The sequence below is a fragment of the Aliiroseovarius sp. B-4 genome, from assembly GCF_056857795.1.
The window spans coordinates 87,496-104,596 of sequence record NZ_JBSXNV010000042.1 but is presented as its reverse complement, the minus strand read 5'-3'; the positions used below and the strand labels follow the sequence as shown (position 1 = coordinate 104,596).

The 17,101-nt window shown below is 59.3% G+C and carries 19 protein-coding genes; 11 read left to right on the top strand and 8 right to left on the bottom strand.

Going from position 1 to position 17,101, the window contains the following annotated elements; translation table 11 throughout:
- Positions 1–28: 28 nt before the first annotated feature.
- Both hemE and AC13C8_RS18955 read left to right on the top strand, forming a co-directional pair.
- Entirely contained in the window at positions 29–1,063 is a 1,035-nt protein-coding gene (gene hemE, locus AC13C8_RS18960) for a uroporphyrinogen decarboxylase (protein ID WP_091431672.1), read from the top strand.
- A 141-nt stretch (positions 1,064–1,204) separates the two neighbouring features.
- Positions 1,205–2,392, top strand: a complete 1,188-nt coding sequence (locus AC13C8_RS18955; RefSeq protein ID WP_482848710.1) for an MFS transporter — start codon at positions 1,205–1,207, stop codon at positions 2,390–2,392.
- Here the strand turns inward: AC13C8_RS18955 and AC13C8_RS18950 are convergent.
- Positions 2,389–3,699, bottom strand: a complete 1,311-nt coding sequence (locus tag AC13C8_RS18950; protein ID WP_482848709.1) for a DEAD/DEAH box helicase — start codon at positions 3,697–3,699, stop codon at positions 2,389–2,391. The genes AC13C8_RS18955 and AC13C8_RS18950 overlap by 4 nt on opposite strands.
- Positions 3,700–4,083: 384 nt before the next feature.
- Between AC13C8_RS18950 and AC13C8_RS18945 the strand changes: the two genes are divergently transcribed.
- The 3 genes from AC13C8_RS18945 (at position 4,084) to AC13C8_RS18935 (ending at position 7,202) form a co-directional block, all read left to right on the top strand.
- Positions 4,084–5,106 carry an aspartate-semialdehyde dehydrogenase gene (locus tag AC13C8_RS18945; protein WP_091431678.1) on the top strand — a complete coding sequence of 341 codons (1,023 nt, stop codon included), beginning with the start codon at positions 4,084–4,086 and terminating at the stop codon, positions 5,104–5,106.
- 192 nt (positions 5,107–5,298) lie between these two features.
- Entirely contained in the window at positions 5,299–5,967 is a 669-nt protein-coding gene (locus tag AC13C8_RS18940) for a hypothetical protein (protein WP_482848708.1), read from the top strand.
- Complete coding sequence (locus tag AC13C8_RS18935) at positions 5,964–7,202, top strand: MFS transporter (RefSeq protein WP_482848707.1); 1,239 nt, start codon at positions 5,964–5,966, stop codon at positions 7,200–7,202. Before AC13C8_RS18940 ends, AC13C8_RS18935 begins: the two co-directional genes overlap by 4 nt.
- Before the next feature lie 96 nt (positions 7,203–7,298).
- Here the strand turns inward: AC13C8_RS18935 and AC13C8_RS18930 are convergent, their stop codons facing one another.
- The 5 genes from AC13C8_RS18930 to AC13C8_RS18910 are packed head-to-tail and all read right to left on the bottom strand — an operon-like array spanning position 7,299 to position 10,755.
- Complete coding sequence (locus AC13C8_RS18930) at positions 7,299–7,832, bottom strand: SRPBCC family protein (RefSeq protein ID WP_482848706.1); 534 nt, start codon at positions 7,830–7,832, stop codon at positions 7,299–7,301.
- Between the two features lie 45 nt (positions 7,833–7,877).
- Positions 7,878–8,495 carry a CDP-alcohol phosphatidyltransferase family protein gene (locus AC13C8_RS18925; protein ID WP_091431684.1) on the bottom strand — a complete coding sequence of 206 codons (618 nt, stop codon included), beginning with the start codon at positions 8,493–8,495 and terminating at the stop codon, positions 7,878–7,880.
- 18 nt (positions 8,496–8,513) lie between these two features.
- Positions 8,514–9,455, bottom strand: a complete 942-nt coding sequence (locus AC13C8_RS18920) for a phosphatidate cytidylyltransferase (RefSeq protein WP_091431686.1) — start codon at positions 9,453–9,455, stop codon at positions 8,514–8,516.
- Positions 9,452–10,090 carry a lysophospholipid acyltransferase family protein gene (locus tag AC13C8_RS18915; RefSeq protein WP_091431688.1) on the bottom strand — a complete coding sequence of 213 codons (639 nt, stop codon included), beginning with the start codon at positions 10,088–10,090 and terminating at the stop codon, positions 9,452–9,454. The genes AC13C8_RS18920 and AC13C8_RS18915 overlap by 4 nt, the downstream gene beginning before the upstream one ends.
- Before the next feature lie 17 nt (positions 10,091–10,107).
- Complete coding sequence (locus tag AC13C8_RS18910; RefSeq protein WP_091432687.1) at positions 10,108–10,755, bottom strand: carbonic anhydrase; 648 nt, start codon at positions 10,753–10,755, stop codon at positions 10,108–10,110.
- Positions 10,756–10,895: 140 nt separating this feature from the next.
- Here AC13C8_RS18910 and AC13C8_RS18905 point away from each other — a divergent pair, with 140 nt between their 5' ends.
- The 3 genes from AC13C8_RS18905 (at position 10,896) to AC13C8_RS18895 (ending at position 13,566) form a co-directional block, all read left to right on the top strand.
- Complete coding sequence (locus tag AC13C8_RS18905; protein WP_482848705.1) at positions 10,896–11,276, top strand: hypothetical protein; 381 nt, start codon at positions 10,896–10,898, stop codon at positions 11,274–11,276.
- 86 nt (positions 11,277–11,362) lie between these two features.
- Complete coding sequence (locus tag AC13C8_RS18900; protein ID WP_482848704.1) at positions 11,363–12,745, top strand: leucyl aminopeptidase family protein; 1,383 nt, start codon at positions 11,363–11,365, stop codon at positions 12,743–12,745.
- Positions 12,745–13,566, top strand: coding sequence for a C40 family peptidase (locus AC13C8_RS18895; protein ID WP_482848703.1), 822 nt, complete (start codon positions 12,745–12,747; stop codon positions 13,564–13,566). Before AC13C8_RS18900 ends, AC13C8_RS18895 begins: the two co-directional genes overlap by 1 nt.
- A 3-nt stretch (positions 13,567–13,569) precedes the next feature.
- On the opposite strand, the gene AC13C8_RS18890 is transcribed toward AC13C8_RS18895, so the two are convergent.
- The gene (locus AC13C8_RS18890; RefSeq protein WP_091432690.1) at positions 13,570–13,917 is read right to left on the bottom strand and encodes a DUF2794 domain-containing protein; all 348 of its coding nucleotides are present in this window, start codon (positions 13,915–13,917) and stop codon (positions 13,570–13,572) included.
- 331 nt (positions 13,918–14,248) lie between these two features.
- Here AC13C8_RS18890 and paaI point away from each other — a divergent pair, with 331 nt between their 5' ends.
- From paaI to AC13C8_RS18875, 3 genes are read left to right on the top strand one after another with little or no spacing between them, the layout of a single operon-like run.
- Entirely contained in the window at positions 14,249–14,680 is a 432-nt protein-coding gene (gene paaI, locus AC13C8_RS18885) for a hydroxyphenylacetyl-CoA thioesterase PaaI (RefSeq protein ID WP_091431696.1), read from the top strand.
- Positions 14,681–14,715: 35 nt separating this feature from the next.
- Positions 14,716–16,023, top strand: coding sequence for a phenylacetate--CoA ligase PaaK (gene paaK, locus AC13C8_RS18880; protein WP_482848702.1), 1,308 nt, complete (start codon positions 14,716–14,718; stop codon positions 16,021–16,023).
- Positions 16,024–16,026: 3 nt separating this feature from the next.
- Positions 16,027–16,605 carry a TetR/AcrR family transcriptional regulator gene (locus AC13C8_RS18875; protein WP_091431699.1) on the top strand — a complete coding sequence of 193 codons (579 nt, stop codon included), beginning with the start codon at positions 16,027–16,029 and terminating at the stop codon, positions 16,603–16,605.
- 145 nt (positions 16,606–16,750) lie between these two features.
- Here the strand turns inward: AC13C8_RS18875 and AC13C8_RS18870 are convergent, their stop codons facing one another.
- A complete protein-coding gene (locus AC13C8_RS18870) occupies positions 16,751–17,029 on the bottom strand; it encodes an I78 family peptidase inhibitor (RefSeq protein ID WP_091431701.1) in 279 nt (92 codons plus the stop codon).
- Positions 17,030–17,101 lie beyond the last annotated feature (72 nt).

Below are 17,101 nucleotides of genomic sequence, written 5' to 3'. Positions count from 1 at the left end.
GAAACGCCGACAGGAAAGGCCCGCACTCATGACCCAGCAAAAGACAATCCTACGCGCATTGGCGGGCGAAACGCTGCCCACGCCGCCAATCTGGATGATGCGTCAGGCTGGGCGCTACCTGCCGGAATACCGGGCCACGCGGGCCGAAGCGGGGGATTTTCTGAAACTGTGTTATAACCCGGAACTGGCAGCCGAAGTGACCTTGCAACCTATTCGCCGCTATGGGTTTGACGCGGCAATCCTGTTTGCCGACATCCTTCTGGTGCCGCAGGCGCTTGGCGCGGATTTGTGGTTCGTCACCGGGGAAGGCCCGCGCTTGTCCACCATCACCAGCCAGGCCGATTTTGACAAACTGGTGGGCAAGGACGACATCCACAAGACGCTGAACCCGATTTACGAAACGGTGCGCATCCTGCGCCGCGCGTTGCCGGACGAGACCACGCTGATCGGCTTTGCCGGAATGCCGTGGACCGTCGCGACCTATATGATCGCAGGGCAAGGCACAAAGGATCAGGGCCCGGCCCATGCGCTGAAAGCCGAAAACCGCCCGCTGTTCGAGGCGGTGATGGACCGGCTGACCGAGGCCACCATAGAATACCTTTCGATGCAGATCGACGCCGGGGCCGAAGTGGTAAAGCTGTTCGACAGCTGGGCCGGGTCGCTGAATGACGACGATTTCCGGAAATACGCTGTGGAACCGGCCCGCAAGATCACGCTGGCGCTGAAAGAGCGCCACCCCGGCATTCCCGTAATCGGATTCCCGCGCGAGGCGGGCGACGGGTATATCGGCTTTGCCAAGGCGACAGGCGTCGATTGTGTGGCGATTGATAACTCGGTCAGCCCGGACTGGGCGGCCAAGCACGTACAGGTCGATGGCTGTGTGCAGGGCAACCTTGCCTCAAGCCATATGGTGACGGGTGGGCAGGCTCTGGTGGACGAGACCCGCAAGGTTGTCGAGGCGTTCAGGAACGGCCCGCATATCTTCAACCTGGGTCACGGGATTACGCCGGATGCCGACCCGGAAAATGTGCAGTTGATGATCGACACGGTGCGGGGCGGCTGACGTCGCTGGGGGCGTTGCCCCCGCGCGAAAGCCTGTCGGCTTTCCCCCTCCCCCAGGATATTTCAGGCCAGAAGAAACGCTTGGTCTTGTCAAGTTGGGCAGGCCCGTGTCTTGTGCGCGGGTTGTCGAAAGGAAGCTGGGATGCGGCTTGGTATTGCCACCCTGATCATTGCATATGTCCTCAGCCAGTTCTATCGCGCATTTCTGGCGGTGATGACACCGGCTCTGAAGGCAGATCTGGGGGCAACGCCCGAGGATCTGGCCCGCGCATCGGGGGCGTGGTTCTTGGTGTTTGCGTTGATGCAGATTCCGGTGGGTTGGGGGTTGGACAATATCGGCCCGCGCAAGGTGACAGCAGCGTTGTTGGCTGTTGGCGGAGCTGGCGGGGCCGCGGTGTTTGCGATGGCCACCACGCCGGATCATATACTTTATGCGATGGTGTTGATCGGGATCGGCTGTTCGCCGGTTCTGATGGCAAGCTATTACATCTTCGCCCGCATCTATTCCCCGAGGGTTTTTGCAACACTGGCCGGTATGGTCATCGGCATAGGATCACTGGGCAACATCGCCGGCGCATTGCCGATGGCGCTGGCAGTCGAGCAGTTCGGGTGGCGCGCCAGTCTTTGGGCGATGTCTGCGGTGACGCTTGTGGTGGCGGGTATGATCATGCTGGCTGTGGACAACCCGCCCAAACTGGTTGCAAAAGACGGTGCCTCGAAAGGGTCGGTTCTTGACCTGTTGAGGATGCCCGCGCTTTGGGCGATCTTCCCTATCATGCTTGTGAATTACACCGCCGCCGCCGGGTTGCGCGGCAGTTGGGCGGGTCCGTATCTGCGTGATGTCTATGGGCTGGGGACGACGGGCATCGGTTGGGCCACCATGGGTATCGCCATGGCCATGGTGGTTGGTAGTTTCGCTTATGGCCCGATGGATCGCCTGTTCAACACCCGAAAATGGATCGTCTTGCCCGGCAACATGATTGCCGTAGGGCTGGTGTTCCTGTTGTGGGTTGTGCCGGACACAGGCGCCTGGCGCGCTTCGTTGATCATGGCGGCCATTGGGCTGTTCGGGGCGAGTTACCCGCTGATCATCGCACATGCCCGCAGCTTTGTGCCACCGCATCTGGTGGGACGCGGTGTCACCCTGATGAACATGTTTGGGATCGGCGGTGTCGGGCTGTTCCAATATGCTTCGGCCAGCGTGTTTCAAGCCGCACAAGGCCCTGATGTGTCGGTCACGGCCCCCTATCAGGCCGTGTTCCTGTTTTTTGCGGTTCCGGGATTGATCGGCTGTCTTCTGTATCTGCTAAGCGCAGATCGCACTGACTAGGCGCTTCTGCGTCGCTGTGGACGACGTTTTTTGGCCGGAGCGGCATCCGCGCGCGGTTTTGCGTGGGCTGCCCCGTTGGCGCGGGGTTTGCGCCCACTTCCTCCACCACCGCCGCGACGTCCACCACCGCCGCCACCGCCGCCACCTTGGGTGCGGGTTGGGCGTTTTTCCTCGACCGGGCGTGTGCCGCCCAGGATCGGGATCTCGATCTTCATGACTTTTTCAATGTCGCGCAGCAGACCAAGCTCGACGCCTGATACGAAAGAAATCGCGTCGCCGCCTGCACCGGCGCGGGCCGTCCGGCCAATGCGGTGAACATAGTTCTCGGCGACTTCGGGCAGATCGAAATTGTAGACATGACTGACGCCCGGAATGTCGATACCACGGGCGGCAACATCGGTGGCAACCAGAACGCGGGCCTCGCCCGACCGGAACGCGGCCAGTGCACGGTCGCGTTGACCCTGACTTTTATTGCCGTGGATCGAAACTGCTTTGAATCCCTCTGCGACGAGCGTTTTCATCAGCTTTTCAGCGCCATGCTTGGTGCGCGAAAACACCAGCGACAGCGAGTCCGCGTCATGGCGCAAAAGGTCAATCAACAGCGTGATTTTCTCATTTCGGCCGGGCGAATAATAGATGCCCTGCGTCACCTTATCGGCGGCTTTGCCCGGAGGTGATACCTGCACCCTGGCGGGGTTGGTCAAATAGGCGCGGGACAGTTCTTCCATCTGTTTGGGCATGGTGGCCGAGAACAGCATGGTCTGGCGCGGGGTGCCCAGTTCGGGGGCGATCCGGCGCAGCGCATGGATGAACCCCATGTCAAGCATCTGGTCAGCCTCGTCCAGCACAAGGAATGACGCCGTATCCAGACGGATTGCTTTACGATCCAGAAGGTCAATCAAACGTCCCGGTGTAGCGACAAGAATGTCGATACCCGGTGCCAGTGTGCTGATCTGTTTCTTGATCGACATGCCGCCGACCACGGTGCGCACTTTCAGATGTGTGCCGTCGACATAGTCGCGCAGGTTCACCGCGATCTGGTTCACCAATTCGCGTGTGGGGGCAAGGATCAGCGCTTTGACCGATTTCGGTTCGCGCTTGTCATGGTTGCGCAGCAATTGGTGGATCAATGGCAGGCCAAAGGCTGCCGTCTTGCCGGTGCCAGTCTGGGCCAAGCCCATTACATCGCGGCCTTCAAGGACCAGCGGAATCGCTTTGATCTGAATAGGGGTCGGCGTTTTATATCCGGCTTCGGTCACGGTTGTGACCAGCTTCGGGTCAAGCCCGAGCTCTGCAAATTTTGTCATAATCGTCTTTCTGGCATGCACTCTGGCACACCGCTGTCACGCGGGTCGGGGCGTTATGCCCATCGCATCGGTTGCGGCCAATACTCGCGCTGAACCGCTTGTCCAATGCGCCGAATGGTCGTCAGCACCCCGCGTGATTTGGGAACTTTTGGGAAAAGGGCAATACGCCCTGACTCTGTCTGCCTCGCTTCTTGGGGCGGGTCGCTCACGCGTCGACCGGACAGATAGCGCCCGTATCACAGCGAAAAGCACACAAGTCAACGATAAACATGGCAGATCGCACGCATGACGCTTTCGCGCGCGCGGCATTTGCGCTATGGACGCCCTCGGTCTGTCCAGACTCACAAGGGCTTTGGCAGGCTGAATGCAATATAGGAGGCCGTGATGGGCTATAAAATCGCTGTCGTTGGTGCCACGGGGAACGTGGGCCGCGAGATGCTGAACATTCTGGCAGAACGCCAGTTTCCTGTGGACGAGATTGTCGCGCTGGCGTCGCGCCGGTCGCTCGGCACCGAGGTCAGCTTTGGCGATACCACCCTCACCACCAAGGATCTGGATGCGTTTGATTTCACGGGTTGGGACATGGCGCTTTTCGCTGTCGGGTCCGAGGCCACGAAGCAATACGCCCCCAAGGCGGCTGCCGCAGGTTGCGTCGTTATCGACAACTCGTCGCTCTATCGCTACGATCCCGACATCCCGCTGATCGTGCCCGAGGTGAACCCGCAAGCGATCCACGACTACAAGAACAAGAACATCATTGCGAACCCCAACTGCTCGACTGCGCAGATGGTTGTCGCGCTGAAGCCCTTGCATGACCGCGCCCGGATCAAACGGGTTGTTGTGTCGACCTATCAGTCGGTATCCGGTTCGGGCAAAGACGCAATCGACGAGTTGTGGAACCAGACCAAGGGCATGTATGTGCCGGGGCAGGAAGTGGCCCCGTCGGTTTATCCCAAGCAGATCGCCTTCAACGTGATCCCGCATATTGACGTCTTTATGGACAGTGGCGACACGAAAGAAGAATGGAAGATGGTCGCCGAGACGAAAAAGATCGTCGATCCGTCGATCAGGGTCACTGCGACCTGCGTGCGCGTTCCGGTTTTTGTTGGCCACTCGGAATCGGTGAACATCGAGACCGAGGAGTTTCTGGACGAAGACGAAGCCCGCGACATCCTGCGCGAAGCCCCGGGCATTCTTGTCGTGGATAAGCGCGAAGACGGCGGATACGTCACGCCGGTGGAATGTGTCGGCGACTTCGCCACCTTCATCAGCCGCATCCGTCAGGACGTGACCGTCGAGAATGGCCTGAACCTCTGGTGTGTGTCAGACAACCTGCGCAAGGGTGCCGCCCTGAACGCAGTTCAGATCGCGGAACTTCTGGGCCGCGAGGTTCTGAAGAAGGGCTGAATTCCCATAGTGAGTGAGTTGTGAGAGCCCTGCCTTCTGGTGGGGCTTTCTTACGTGTGGGAATGACAACTCAGGGTCCAGATTGGATGGTTCCGCAATGCAGCCAATGCCAACTCCTGAAAAATCGCTTTACCCTCCCGCAAGTGGAAGGTCTAGCATAAATCCCCAGATTTGATGAAATTAAAGGCACTTATGGAGATCACATTTCAAACGCTGCTGCTAGCATTTGGCCTCGGGTTACTCGGCTTCATCGAACCCTGCACCATTGGCGCACATATGCTGTTTCTGGGAGGCCAGCGGGCCCGCTCGATGGGGCAGCGGATCAGTGCAGCGTTCATCTTTATTCTGGCACGGCTCGTCGTCATGGGCGGATTTGGTGGCTTGATCGTCGTGCTGGGCCAACGCCTTATCGGGGTGCAGACAAGTGCGTGGCTTGTTTTCGGCGCAATCTATCTTGGCCTTGGGTTTGCGATAATCTCTGGTTGGGACAAAACAATGCGCCACCACATCGGGTTCGCGCCCGAACGATGGAAGGTTGCCTCCAACCCGCTTCTGCAAGGACTGGCGTTCGGGCTGAACATTCCCGCCTGCGCTGCACCGATCCTTTTTGGGCTTATGGGCACTGCGACATTCAGCGGGTCGGCGGCGACTGGTTTTCTGATGATGGCGGTCTTCGCAATCGCGCTGTCGCTCCCACTGGTGCCGCTTTCCATCATTCCCGGCCTTGCTCGGCCTCTCGAACGGCTTGCAGACTGGTTGCGACCGCGTCGCTGGCTCGTCGGTGTGATCTTTGTCGGGCTGGGTGTCTGGTCCGCCTGGTTCGGTCTGTTCGTAGAACCTGTGGATTGGAGCGGGACATGACCCCCCGCCGCCGCTTCTGGCACGTCGCAGGTGCAGGCACCGCATTTCAGGCAGGGTCGGCGGCCGTGGACAGTGCAACCGTGATGTCGGCGCTGGTTTTCCAATTGACGGGCAGCACGGTCGCGGTAGGCGCGGTTTCGACGATCCTGCGGCTCGGCTGGCTTCTGCCCCAGCTTTTCGTCGGTTATTTCGCCGGTCGCGGGACGTCTTCAATGCCCTTTTATATTGCAGGCGCATTTGGACGGACAGCGGCCATAGCAATACTCGCAATCGTTCTTTGGATCGGTGCGGCGGCCGGTTGGACCCATGCCACACTCGGTGGACTAACCCTTGGGCTTTGGGTTCTCTACGCTTTTCTCAGCGGCATCGTTGGCGTTCCCTACAACGATATTGTTGCCCGATCCGTTCCGTCGGAACGCCGGAGCCGGATGCTTTCAATCCGCTTTTTCGGTGGAGGTATCGTCGCCCTTGTCGTCGCGGCGTTGGCAGACAATTTGCTGCAAACGCTCGATTTTCCTACATCCTATGGTGCCGTGCTTGGGATCGCGGCGTTCCTGATGTTGCTCTCGTCTTTGATCTTCACTGCAATGGGAGAACCCGAGCAGAAGTCGCCTTCCAACGCGGCGAGTAGTTTCACGGCCTATTTGCGCGAGGGTGCAGTGACGTTCCAGAACGATCCGGTATTCCGTCGCTTCGTTTTTGCGCAATGGTGCGGAGGCGCTGTTCTCATCGCCGCTCCTTTTTTTGTCGTCGCGGCCGATCACCTTGGGTTAGGTTTGGAGAACGTGGCGCTGTTACTCGGTGCACAGACCATAGGAGCGCTTGCGGGAAATCCGCTTTGGGGCTGGTGGGGCGATAGCTTGGGAAAATTGAGCCTGATGCGCGCAATCGCAATTGCCCGCACAGCTCCGCCAATCGCCCTTCTGGTTCTTCTGCTGATGCCCTTTCCGCCAGAGCTGGTTGCGCCAATCTTGCTGGTCGTGTTCTTCGTTCTTGGCGCATTGGCGAATGGACTGACGATTGCGGTTATCGGGCTGCTGATGGAGATATCACCCGACGACCGACGCCCCGCCTATAGCGGATATTTCAACGCGCTGACAGCACCCGCTTTCGTTCTCCCTCTTGTCGGAGGCTTTGCTGTCGCTGCCTTGGGAACATGGATCGTCTTCGCGACTGCGCTTGCGGCCGCAATCGGCCAAGCCATGTTTCTGGTGAAGATCGATGTACGAAAATGAAGGGGAAAGGCGGGACAACTCGGCTGACTGGGTGAGAAACGGAGACTCGGCAAATATCTGGAAAGTCCCGCCAATCTTGCCCTGAATGACGTATTGTCACCCAGCTTCGACCAACGCCTTCAGATTGGCCAAGCCTTTTTCGTAATCGGCTCCAATCCAGCTGTCGAACATCAGGCCCATCCACCGGGCAAAGGGATTCATGCCCAATTTCGTGTCAAAGCCCCAAGTTACCAATGTCCCACCGTCCGCCGGTTCCAGATCGAAATAGGCATTCGCCAATCCCTGCGGCCCAAAATCCAGCGCGGTTTCCACGCGTTCGTTGGGGGTGCTGGCCGTAATTACCTGAATACCAGTCCCTACACTTGGTTCATCAGACGACCAGCGAAGCGTGTTACCGACACCGTCCTCTGGCCCTTCATAGGTAAGCTCTACATTCGGGTCGCGAGACAGCCATGGCGACCATGCTTCGGTGGCTTGCATCGAGTTGACGTGTGGAAAGATGTCCTCGGCGGGGGCAGATATCTGTATTGAACGACTGACGGACACTTCAGACGGCAGCAAGAACGCAATCGCGATCAGGGCGACCACGACGATCGCGAACCCCTTCAACAGCCCAAAAACAAGCTTCATGTAAATCCCTTCCAATAATGGATAAAGGATAGCATGAATTGAGGATTAACGCGATTTAAGTGCAGCGATCATGCGCTTACCGCGCCGAAGCGCCGTGAACGCCGTGCCCAGAAAGATAACCCAAAGGGCAAGCTCCAGCGTGACCAGCCCGAACACAACAGGCGCAAACACCGCAAACACTGCGGCCAATGTGGCAAGCGCCATGCGGTGCTGCTTCGCCATTGGGCCGGAAAAGTCAGGCTCCAACCCCTGCGCAGCACCTGCTTCGCGGGTGTAGGCGGTCAGAACAGCCATGGTCGCCGCAGCCCAGCCCAGCGCAGGCACGCCAACCCCAAAACCCATACCCACAAGGATCGCGATATCCGCATAGCGATCCGGTGCCTCGTTCCAGAATGGACCGTCGGATTCCGCGCGCCCCCCTTCGACCGCAACCATCCCGTCAAACAGATTGCACAGCAGCCGGGCCTGTACCGACAGCGCGGCAATGATCAGCCAAACAGCCGACGCCCCGCCTGACAGCCAGAAGGCCGTGCCCGCAAACACCGCGCACAGGATCGACGCTTGGCTGATCTGGTTGGGCGTGATGTCTTTATGCGCAAGCCAGGAGGCGGCGCGCTGCGCCCATTTACGGTCGCGGGTTGCGATGGGTCGTCGTTGTGTCATGAGACCTCAACTATTAAATCAGGCGACGGACCAGAAATAGCGCGTCAGGTGAAAGAAGATGGGGGCAGAAAAAACGACGCTGTCCAGCCGATCAATAAACCCACCATGGCCTGCGATCAGATGGCCCCAATCCTTCACCCCTTTGTCGCGTTTGATGGCTGACATCACCAGCCCGCCGAAAAAACCCATCAGGGTGACGACCAAAGACAGGCCTGCCGCCTCAAGCGGGGTGAACGGCGTCATCCACCACAACCCTGCCCCCACCGCCGAGGCGCTGATAATCCCGCCCAGAAACCCCTCCCACGTTTTCGAGGGTGACAGGCGCGGCGCGATTTTGTGCCGCCCAATCAGCTTGCCCCAGACATATTGCAGCACATCCGACAATTGCACCACGACCACCAGGAACGCGACAAGAAGCACGTTCTTGCCCTCATATCCGGGGATATTCAGCGACAGAAGCGCAGGCACATGGCTGGCTGCAAAGACGCAGATCATAAGACCCCATTGCGTTTCGGCCACGCGAGTCAAGAAGCCATCCGTGTCACCGTGAACGGCGACGACGATAGGTAGCAAAAGGAAGGCATAGACCGGGATGAACACAGAAAACATGCCATACCAATCCGCCCAGATCAGGACGTATTGCACCGGCAGGATCACGAAAAAGCTGACCACCAAGGCCCAATGGTCGGCACGCCGCTTGGCGGTCAGGGTCAGAAACTCCCGCAACCCCGCGAAACTGAGCACTGCAAACAGGATGACAACACCCGCCTGCCCGCCCAACATGGCCAGCGCCAGCAGGACAGCCATGCCCCACCATGCATTGATTCGGGCGACAAGGTTGTCGATCACCTCGTTATCCGGACCGATCCGCGCCTTCAGCACCTGACCAATTACCGACGCGACAATCAAGATTGCCAAGACCCCGCTGATCAGGGTGGTGAATTCAGCAGGGGCATTCATCGTGCAACCTCGTCTGCCACTTTGGTCAGCGCAGCCTCGGCGCGCGCCAGAAACGCCGCCTTGTCCTCGTTCTCGACCACGCAGAGCGGCTCCCCAAATGTGACCGAGCACAAAAGCGGCACCGGGATCACCTTGCCCTTCGGCATGACCGAGGTCAGGTTGTCGATCCATGTCGGCACAAGCTCCACATCGGGTCGTGCCTGCGCCAGATGGTAAAGCCCCGGTTTGAACGGCAACAGCGTGTCGTCGGTCATGTTACGGGTGCCTTCGGGAAACAGGATCAGGCTTGCACCTTCATCCAGCGCTGTGACCATCTGGCTGATGGGATCCTCGCGACGGGTCTCTGGATTGCGGTCGATCAGAACAGCATTGAAAACCTCGCGCCCGATGAAGGTTTTCAGCTTGCCGGTTAGCCAATAGTCCGACCCGGCAACCGGACGGGTGCGCCCCCTAAGCGCAGGCGGCAGCACTGTCCAGATCAACACGAAATCTCCGTTCGAGCTGTGGTTGGCGAAATAGATGCGCTGGCGCGGCACCGGCTCAACCCCCTGCCACACGCCGCGCACCGCTGTCACAACCCTCGCGAAAAGCGAAATCGCGTTGCCAACCAAAAAGGGCAGTGCGCTATGAAACATCCACCTGACCAATCAGATCAGACAGGACGGAACGTCTTGCTCTTGGCGTCGTAATATTCCAACCCGCCTTCGCCGATGTCGTTCCACAACCCATGTAGCGTCAGCTTGCCGTCTGCCACAGCGTCCTGAACAAACGGAAAGGTCAGCAGATTTTCCATCGACACAAGCACGGCTTCTTTTTCAAGCGTTGCGCTGTCGATCTCGGCGTCGTTGCCGCCAAGACGCTCATACCCCGGTTTTAGAATGTCGATCCAACGCCCTACAAAGGACGTTTTTTCGGACAGTTCCGGTGCGCGGCCATGGCACATTTCGTGAAACCCATGCACGCCGCCACAGCTGGAATGACCCAGCACGATCAGATGGGCGACCTTCAAGGCGGTCACGGCATATTCGATCGCCGCCGATGTGCCGTGGTAATCACCGTCCGGCGCGTATGGCGGAACAAGGTTTGCGATGTTGCGGTGAATGAAGAACTCGCCCTGATCCGCGCCGAAAATCGCCGTGACGTGAACGCGAGAATCACAGCAGGATATGACCATGGCGCGCGGATGCTGTCCCTGTTCAGCAAGTTGTCGATACCAGGATTGGTTATCGGCATACCCCGTGGCCTTCCAGCCATGGTAACGTTGAGCAAGATAGTTGGGCAGCGGTTGCGCGCGTTCCATGATGTCCTCCAATTCCTGTTGCCCCGTATGTAGGTGGCAATCGTATGAAATTCGAGAAAATTTTGCAGTATCCATATACGAATTCTTGAGGCCGTTACGTCACGATCACCACGAGAGGGAATATTACTAGGGGTGAACAGGTGACTGTCGTTGTAAAGTTAAGCCACAGGGAAACCGTGCGGCTGGATCGCACGCAATTGGAACGCATGTATGTGCAATGGGGCCCGGTGCGTGCCGATAAAGAGGTCAATCAGGCCCTTGAGGATTTGGCAATCGGCATGGCCGATGTTCAGAAATCACACCGACAAGGGCGAACCGAAGATCTGCGTGATCAGGTGCGAAATCTGATCGCGATTGCCAACAGAATCGGCATGACAAGCCTTGGCCGGGTGGCCCGCGATGTGCTTGATCTGTCCAACACAAGCGACCTTCCGGCCTTCAACGCAACGGTGGCGCGTTTGGGCCGGATCAGTGAACGCAGCCTGATTGCCGTGTGGGACATTCAGGATATGTCGATCTAAGCGGTTCCAAGCCGACCCGTGCCTTTGCCTTGCGGTGCCGCGCTGTCGCGTTAAGTTGTCTTCGCAACAACATATCCGAGGCCAAGATGACCCTGACATTTGCCCCTGAGACTCCGGACGCCATTCCCCTGATTGCGATCGAAAAAGGTGATGAAACCGTTCTGAGCGCCCTGCCGGAACCCGCACGCGTCTGGGCACGCGCAAATGGCTTTCAGGGAACGTTGGGTGAAGTTTTGGTGGTGCCGGACGAAGACGGCGTGCCTGCGCTGGCCTTGGTCGGCAATGGTGACGAGGCGGCCCGTTCACGCAACCGCTTTGGTATGGCTGCGGCACGCGCCAAGCTGCCCAAAGGCACCTATCGCCTACAACACGCGTTGGACCCGACCGCGCTGGAAGAAGCCGCGCTTGGCTGGCTTTTGGAAGGGTATCGGTTCGACCGATACGCCGACCAGAAACGGCCCGAAGCGATGATCGTCGCACCCGACGGAATTGATGCAAAGCGGCTTGAGGTGATCGCGGCGGGTGAATCGCTGACCCGCGATCTGATCAACACGCCGACTGAAGATTTGGGGCCAGACCAACTGGAGCAAGCGATCACCACATTGGCGAAGGATCATGGCGCCAAGGTCACTATCACCACAGGCGATGCGCTGCTCAGGGACAACTTGCCAATGATCCATGCGGTGGGCCGTGCCGCGGACCGTGCGCCCCGGCTGATCGATCTGCGCTGGGGGGAGACAGGCCCGAAGCTGACACTGGTTGGCAAAGGCGTTTGTTTTGATACCGGGGGGCTGAACCTGAAACCCGGTGCGTCCATGGGCTTGATGAAAAAGGACATGGGCGGGGCGGCCACCGTGCTGGGTCTGGCGCATATGATCATGGCGCTTGGGCTGAAACTACAGCTTCGGGTCCTGATCCCGGCTGTGGAAAACGCGGTCGCGGGCAATGCGTTTCGCCCCGGCGACATCCTGACCTCGCGCAAGGGTCTGACGGTCGAGGTGAACAACACCGATGCCGAAGGGCGTCTGGTCCTGGCCGATGCGCTGGCCTTGGCGGATGAAGAAAAGCCCGAGCTGATTGTATCGATGGCGACGTTGACCGGGGCCGCGCGGGTCGCGGTCGGCCCGGACCTGTCGCCCTTCTATGCGACCCAGCCAGCCGATGCCGATGCGCTGCGCAAGGGGGCCACTGCGGCCGCGGACCCGGTATGGGAAATGCCCCTGTGGAAGCCCTATGAAACGATGATTGAACCCGGCATCGCCGATCTGGACAACGCGCCCAAGGGTGGCTTTGCCGGCTCGATCACCGCGGCGCTGTTTCTGAACCGATTTGTCACGGACACTTTGCGGTATATGCATTTCGACATCTATGGCTGGAACCCCAACGCCGCCCCTGCCCGCCCCAAGGGCGGGGTCGGAATGGGCGCACGAGCACTGCTGGCGGCCCTTCCTGACATGTTGGATCTGTGATGGATGCCCGCCTGACCCCCGCCAACGCGCGCGTCGCGCATGAAAGCCTGCGCGACCAAGTCGATGCACCTGAATATACGCAAGGCACATGGCGCCGTATCGCGGGTGGTGTGGTGGATATACTGAAAGCCCCGAACGGCTCGCGCAACCGTCAGGCGCTGTTTGGCGAACGCGTGTTGCAGTTGGAGGACCACGATGGCTTTGCCTTCATGCAGGCCGAAAAGGACGGATATGTCGGCTATATCGCCTCGGCTTGCCTGACTGACGACGTGCGGGCAACTCATTGGGTCTGCACGCTTGGCTCGCATCTCTACCCTGCCCCCGACATGAAACAACACGAAGTGGATGCGCTGTCATTTGGTGCACAAGTAACCATCGTCGCCACTGCCAATCGGTTTTCGGAGACCGATACCGGGCTTTTCGTGCCGACAGCGCATCTTTGCCCGGTTGGGACGCCGCATGGCGATACTGTCACCAATGCCGAGCTGTTTCTGGGCACGCCCTACCTGTGGGGCGGCAACTCGCGCGCGGGCATCGATTGTTCGGGTCTGGTGCAAGCCGCGCTTCTGGCAGCGGGCTATGAGTGCCCCGGTGACAGCGACATGCAGGAAACGCTGGGCACCGCAATTGCCGAGGACGCACCGCTTGAACGCGGTGATCTGTTGTTCTGGAAGGGTCATGTTGCAGTGGTGGTCGATCAAATGCGCATGATCCATGCCAACGCATATCATATGGCCGTTGCCTATGAAGACATCGCCGCCGGGGTCGCCCGCATCGAAGCGCAAGGCGACGGGCCGGTCACGGCGCGTCGGCGGCTCTGACCTTTATTCAACGGCACGGATCAGCTTTCGTTCCAGCACCCTGAGCACAGCCTGCAAATCGCTGCCACGTTTCAGGATGCGCCCGTCCATACCGATCACCGCATACTGCCCCTGTCGATTCCGCAGCTTGGGGCGTTTTTCGATCCGGTAAAGAGGCGTTTCCGCAGTGCGCCGAAATACCGAGAAAATCGCAACCTCGCGCAGAAAGCTCATCCCATAATCACGCCATTCGCCAGCGGCGACCATGCGTCCATAAAGGCCCATAATGGTGCCAAGTTCCCTACGATGAAAGACAACTTGGTCGTCCGGTTGGCCCTGCCCGGGGAAGGGCGTCAAGTTTTGCATGTTCATACCTTCAGCTTGCCGATCAAAGGTGAACAAATCAATCCCTGCCCAGATTTGGTCGCGTTTTCGTGCGGAAGAAACCACAGGGCTTCCTTTTTGACGCCGCGTTAACCCGCCATATCTGAGCCTGTAGAGAGAGCGTGAGCTCAGCCCGGTGTCGTGGTAACAGCCCCCACCCAGTTTGCGGCACCGGGTCTACTTTCTTAGGGCGTCCGTTTTCCGCACATTATCCGACACCGACAACGATGCGACCGGGCGGGCGCGTGCAATGACACAACACTATTGACCGAACGGTCAGCTTTGTGCATCCTCGTCAGAACACGTGGGGGGGGGGAACATGACGCCACAAGACCGTGCAGAACGCGCCGCCAAGGCGATGTGGGACGACGATCCCGCCTCGCAAGGCTTGGGCATGTCATTGGACCGGATCGGCCCTGGACATGCTGTTATCTCGATGAAAGTTCGCGGCAATATGGTGAATGGGCACGGGATATGTCACGGCGGGTTCATATTCACCTTGGCCGACAGCGCCTTCGCCTTTGCTTGCAACAGCTACAACCACTGTGTTGTCGCGCAACACAACTCGATCACCTACCTAATGCCCGGCAAACTGGGTGAATTGCTGACCGCAACGGCCAGCGAGACAAGCCGGACCGGGCGATCCGGGATCTATGACGTAACCGTCACCGGAGAAGACGGGCGCAATGTGGCCCTTTTTCGCGGCCATTCGCGCCAGATTTCCGGCACGCATTTCGACGAAGACGCCTGACATTGGGCGGGACGCCGACCCGCCGGAGGAGAGACATGAAGGACCTGACGCCCCGCAAGGAAGACCTGGACCCGATCGAAATCGCATCGCGCGACGAGATCGCCGCCCTTCAGCTTCAGCGCATGAAGTGGTCGTTGAAACACGCCTATGACAATGTGCCGTTTTATCGCAAAAGCTTCGATGACGCGGGCGTGCACCCCGACGATCTGCAAAACCTGTCTGACCTGGCAAAGTTCCCCTTCACCGTGAAACAAGACCTGCGCGACAATTACCCGTTTGGTCTGTTTGCCGTGCCACGAAGCGCGATTGCGCGCGTTCACGCGAGCTCGGGCACGACAGGACAGCCGACGGTGGTTGGCTATACCAAAAACGATCTGGCGATGTGGTCCACGGTGGTCGCGCGCTGTATGCGCGCCTCGGGGCTGCGCCCGGGCGATGTGCTGCACAACGCTTATGGTTATGGTCTGTTTACAGGTGGTTTGGGCGTGCATGGCGGGGCCGAGGCGCTGGGTCTGACGGTGGTTCCCGTGTCCGGCGGCATGACCCAACGCCAAGTGCGCCTGATCGAAGATTTCCGCGCCGATGGCATCACCGTGACGCCGTCTTACGCGCTTTCGATCCTGGACGAATACGCAAAGCAGGGGCTTGATCCACGCAAGAGCCCGCTGAAGGTCGGTATTTTCGGGGCCGAGCCATGGACCAACAACATGCGCCGCGAGATTGAGGAAGCGTTCGACATGCACGCGGTCGATATCTATGGCCTGTCCGAGGTAATCGGGCCGGGCGTCGCCAATGAATGCGTCGAAACCAAGGACGGCCTGCACATCTGGGAAGACCATTTCTATCCCGAGATCATCAACCCGGACACCGGCGAGGTGGTCGAGGATGGCGAACTGGGCGAGCTTGTGTTCACCTCACTGACCAAGGAAGGCTTTCCGATCATCCGCTATCGCACCCGCGACCTGACCCGCCTGTTGCCGGGCACCGCGCGGTCGATGCGGCGGATGGAAAAGATCACCGGGCGGTCGGATGACATGATCATTCTGCGCGGCGTCAACGTTTTCCCGACCCAGATCGAAGAACAGTTGATGGACGTTCCCGCCCTCAGCCCGCATTTCCAGATCGAACTGACCCGCCCCGGCCGGATGGACGAGATGCATGTTCACGTCGAGATGGCCGAGGGGCTGCCGCAAGAGGGTGCCGAGGCGGCCGCCCGCGCCTTGTCGGCCAAGATCAAATCCAATGTCGGTGTCAGCGCCAAGGTGCATGTTGCCGACGGGGGCAAGGTTGCACGCAGTGAAGGGAAAGCTGTAAGGGTCGTCGACAACCGCCCGAAGGAGTGACCGATGCCACGAGGGATCGCCCGCGACCATGAAGAGAAACGCGCCGCTATCCGCAAGGGGGCGGCCGCCTATTTCGCTGAACACGGGTTCGACCGCGCCTCGATGACAGCGGCGGCCAAGCATTGTGGCGTGTCGAAAGCGCTGATCTATCACTATTACGACAGCAAGGAAGCGCTGCTTTTCGACATCCTCGACACGCATCTATCTGGGCTCGTGGCCGAGGTCGAAGCCGCCCCGCGCACCGACGGGTTGCGCGGTCTTGTACGGGCGATCCTTCAGGCCTATCGCGGTGCAGATGCCGAACACAAACTGCAACTGGACAGCCTTTCCGTGCTGGAACCGGATCAGCAGGCCCCACTGATCAATCTTCAGCGCCGCCTGATCGACATGATGGGCGCCGCCCTGCAAAACGAAGCACCCGAGGCATTTGAGGGCAACCGCAACCTGCGCGCGGTAACGATGTCGGTTTTCGGCATCCTGAACTGGTATTACATGTGGAACCGGCCCGGCAAAGGGCTGGATCGTGACGAATATGCCGACCTTGTCACGGACCTGGTTCTGGGTGGAATCCACGCGCTATGACGCGCCGCCTGCACCTTGAACGCGACTTAGGGACCAATCGGCATCACCTGCAAGGCTTGCCATCGCGGTCATCGTAAACACTATGGCTCGATTGATGGGCTTGGATTGGGCGTCTTGGATGCGGGCGCCCTTTTGTATCATTGGGTCAGGAACACCAGACCCGGTCGATGATGCCATCCTCATCAACAGAGATATTCAGCCTGTCGGGGCGATAATCCTGTGTCAGCGTTATACCGGGTTTCACGACCCTCGTCGCATGTGGCAGGTCAACTTCGCGCAGGGTTCCCGCATCCTGTCCAACCAGTCCGCGGAAACGGTCCTGCCCACAATTGGGGATGAAGGTGTCTGGCGCTGGCACCGGAGGCGTTGTTGCCAGACATCCGGTCAGGGCCAAAAGGGTGGTCAGGAAAGTGAAGAGCCTCATACCCCCTATTTGCCTTGCAATGTCGTGACATGGCAAGGGCAGGTCGCACCGAGGTTGAAAATCCCGCGCCTT

What these genes read in the sequence shown, in the direction of transcription:
- hemE (WP_091431672.1), top strand. Translation starts at nt 29, where the DNA reads ATGACCCAGCAAAAGACAATCCTACGCGCATTGGCGGGCGAAACGCTG.
- AC13C8_RS18955 (WP_482848710.1), top strand. Translation starts at nt 1,205, where the DNA reads ATGCGGCTTGGTATTGCCACCCTGATCATTGCATATGTCCTCAGCCAG.
- AC13C8_RS18950 (WP_482848709.1), bottom strand. Translation starts at nt 3,699, where the DNA reads ATGACAAAATTTGCAGAGCTCGGGCTTGACCCGAAGCTGGTCACAACC.
- AC13C8_RS18945 (WP_091431678.1), top strand. Translation starts at nt 4,084, where the DNA reads ATGGGCTATAAAATCGCTGTCGTTGGTGCCACGGGGAACGTGGGCCGC.
- AC13C8_RS18940 (WP_482848708.1), top strand. Translation starts at nt 5,299, where the DNA reads ATGGAGATCACATTTCAAACGCTGCTGCTAGCATTTGGCCTCGGGTTA.
- AC13C8_RS18935 (WP_482848707.1), top strand. Translation starts at nt 5,964, where the DNA reads ATGACCCCCCGCCGCCGCTTCTGGCACGTCGCAGGTGCAGGCACCGCA.
- AC13C8_RS18930 (WP_482848706.1), bottom strand. Translation starts at nt 7,832, where the DNA reads ATGAAGCTTGTTTTTGGGCTGTTGAAGGGGTTCGCGATCGTCGTGGTC.
- AC13C8_RS18925 (WP_091431684.1), bottom strand. Translation starts at nt 8,495, where the DNA reads ATGACACAACGACGACCCATCGCAACCCGCGACCGTAAATGGGCGCAG.
- AC13C8_RS18920 (WP_091431686.1), bottom strand. Translation starts at nt 9,455, where the DNA reads ATGAATGCCCCTGCTGAATTCACCACCCTGATCAGCGGGGTCTTGGCA.
- AC13C8_RS18915 (WP_091431688.1), bottom strand. Translation starts at nt 10,090, where the DNA reads ATGTTTCATAGCGCACTGCCCTTTTTGGTTGGCAACGCGATTTCGCTT.
- AC13C8_RS18910 (WP_091432687.1), bottom strand. Translation starts at nt 10,755, where the DNA reads ATGGAACGCGCGCAACCGCTGCCCAACTATCTTGCTCAACGTTACCAT.
- AC13C8_RS18900 (WP_482848704.1), top strand. Translation starts at nt 11,363, where the DNA reads ATGACCCTGACATTTGCCCCTGAGACTCCGGACGCCATTCCCCTGATT.
- AC13C8_RS18895 (WP_482848703.1), top strand. Translation starts at nt 12,745, where the DNA reads ATGGATGCCCGCCTGACCCCCGCCAACGCGCGCGTCGCGCATGAAAGC.
- AC13C8_RS18890 (WP_091432690.1), bottom strand. Translation starts at nt 13,917, where the DNA reads ATGAACATGCAAAACTTGACGCCCTTCCCCGGGCAGGGCCAACCGGAC.
- paaI (WP_091431696.1), top strand. Translation starts at nt 14,249, where the DNA reads ATGACGCCACAAGACCGTGCAGAACGCGCCGCCAAGGCGATGTGGGAC.
- paaK (WP_482848702.1), top strand. Translation starts at nt 14,716, where the DNA reads ATGAAGGACCTGACGCCCCGCAAGGAAGACCTGGACCCGATCGAAATC.
- AC13C8_RS18875 (WP_091431699.1), top strand. Translation starts at nt 16,027, where the DNA reads ATGCCACGAGGGATCGCCCGCGACCATGAAGAGAAACGCGCCGCTATC.
- AC13C8_RS18870 (WP_091431701.1), bottom strand. Translation starts at nt 17,029, where the DNA reads ATGAGGCTCTTCACTTTCCTGACCACCCTTTTGGCCCTGACCGGATGT.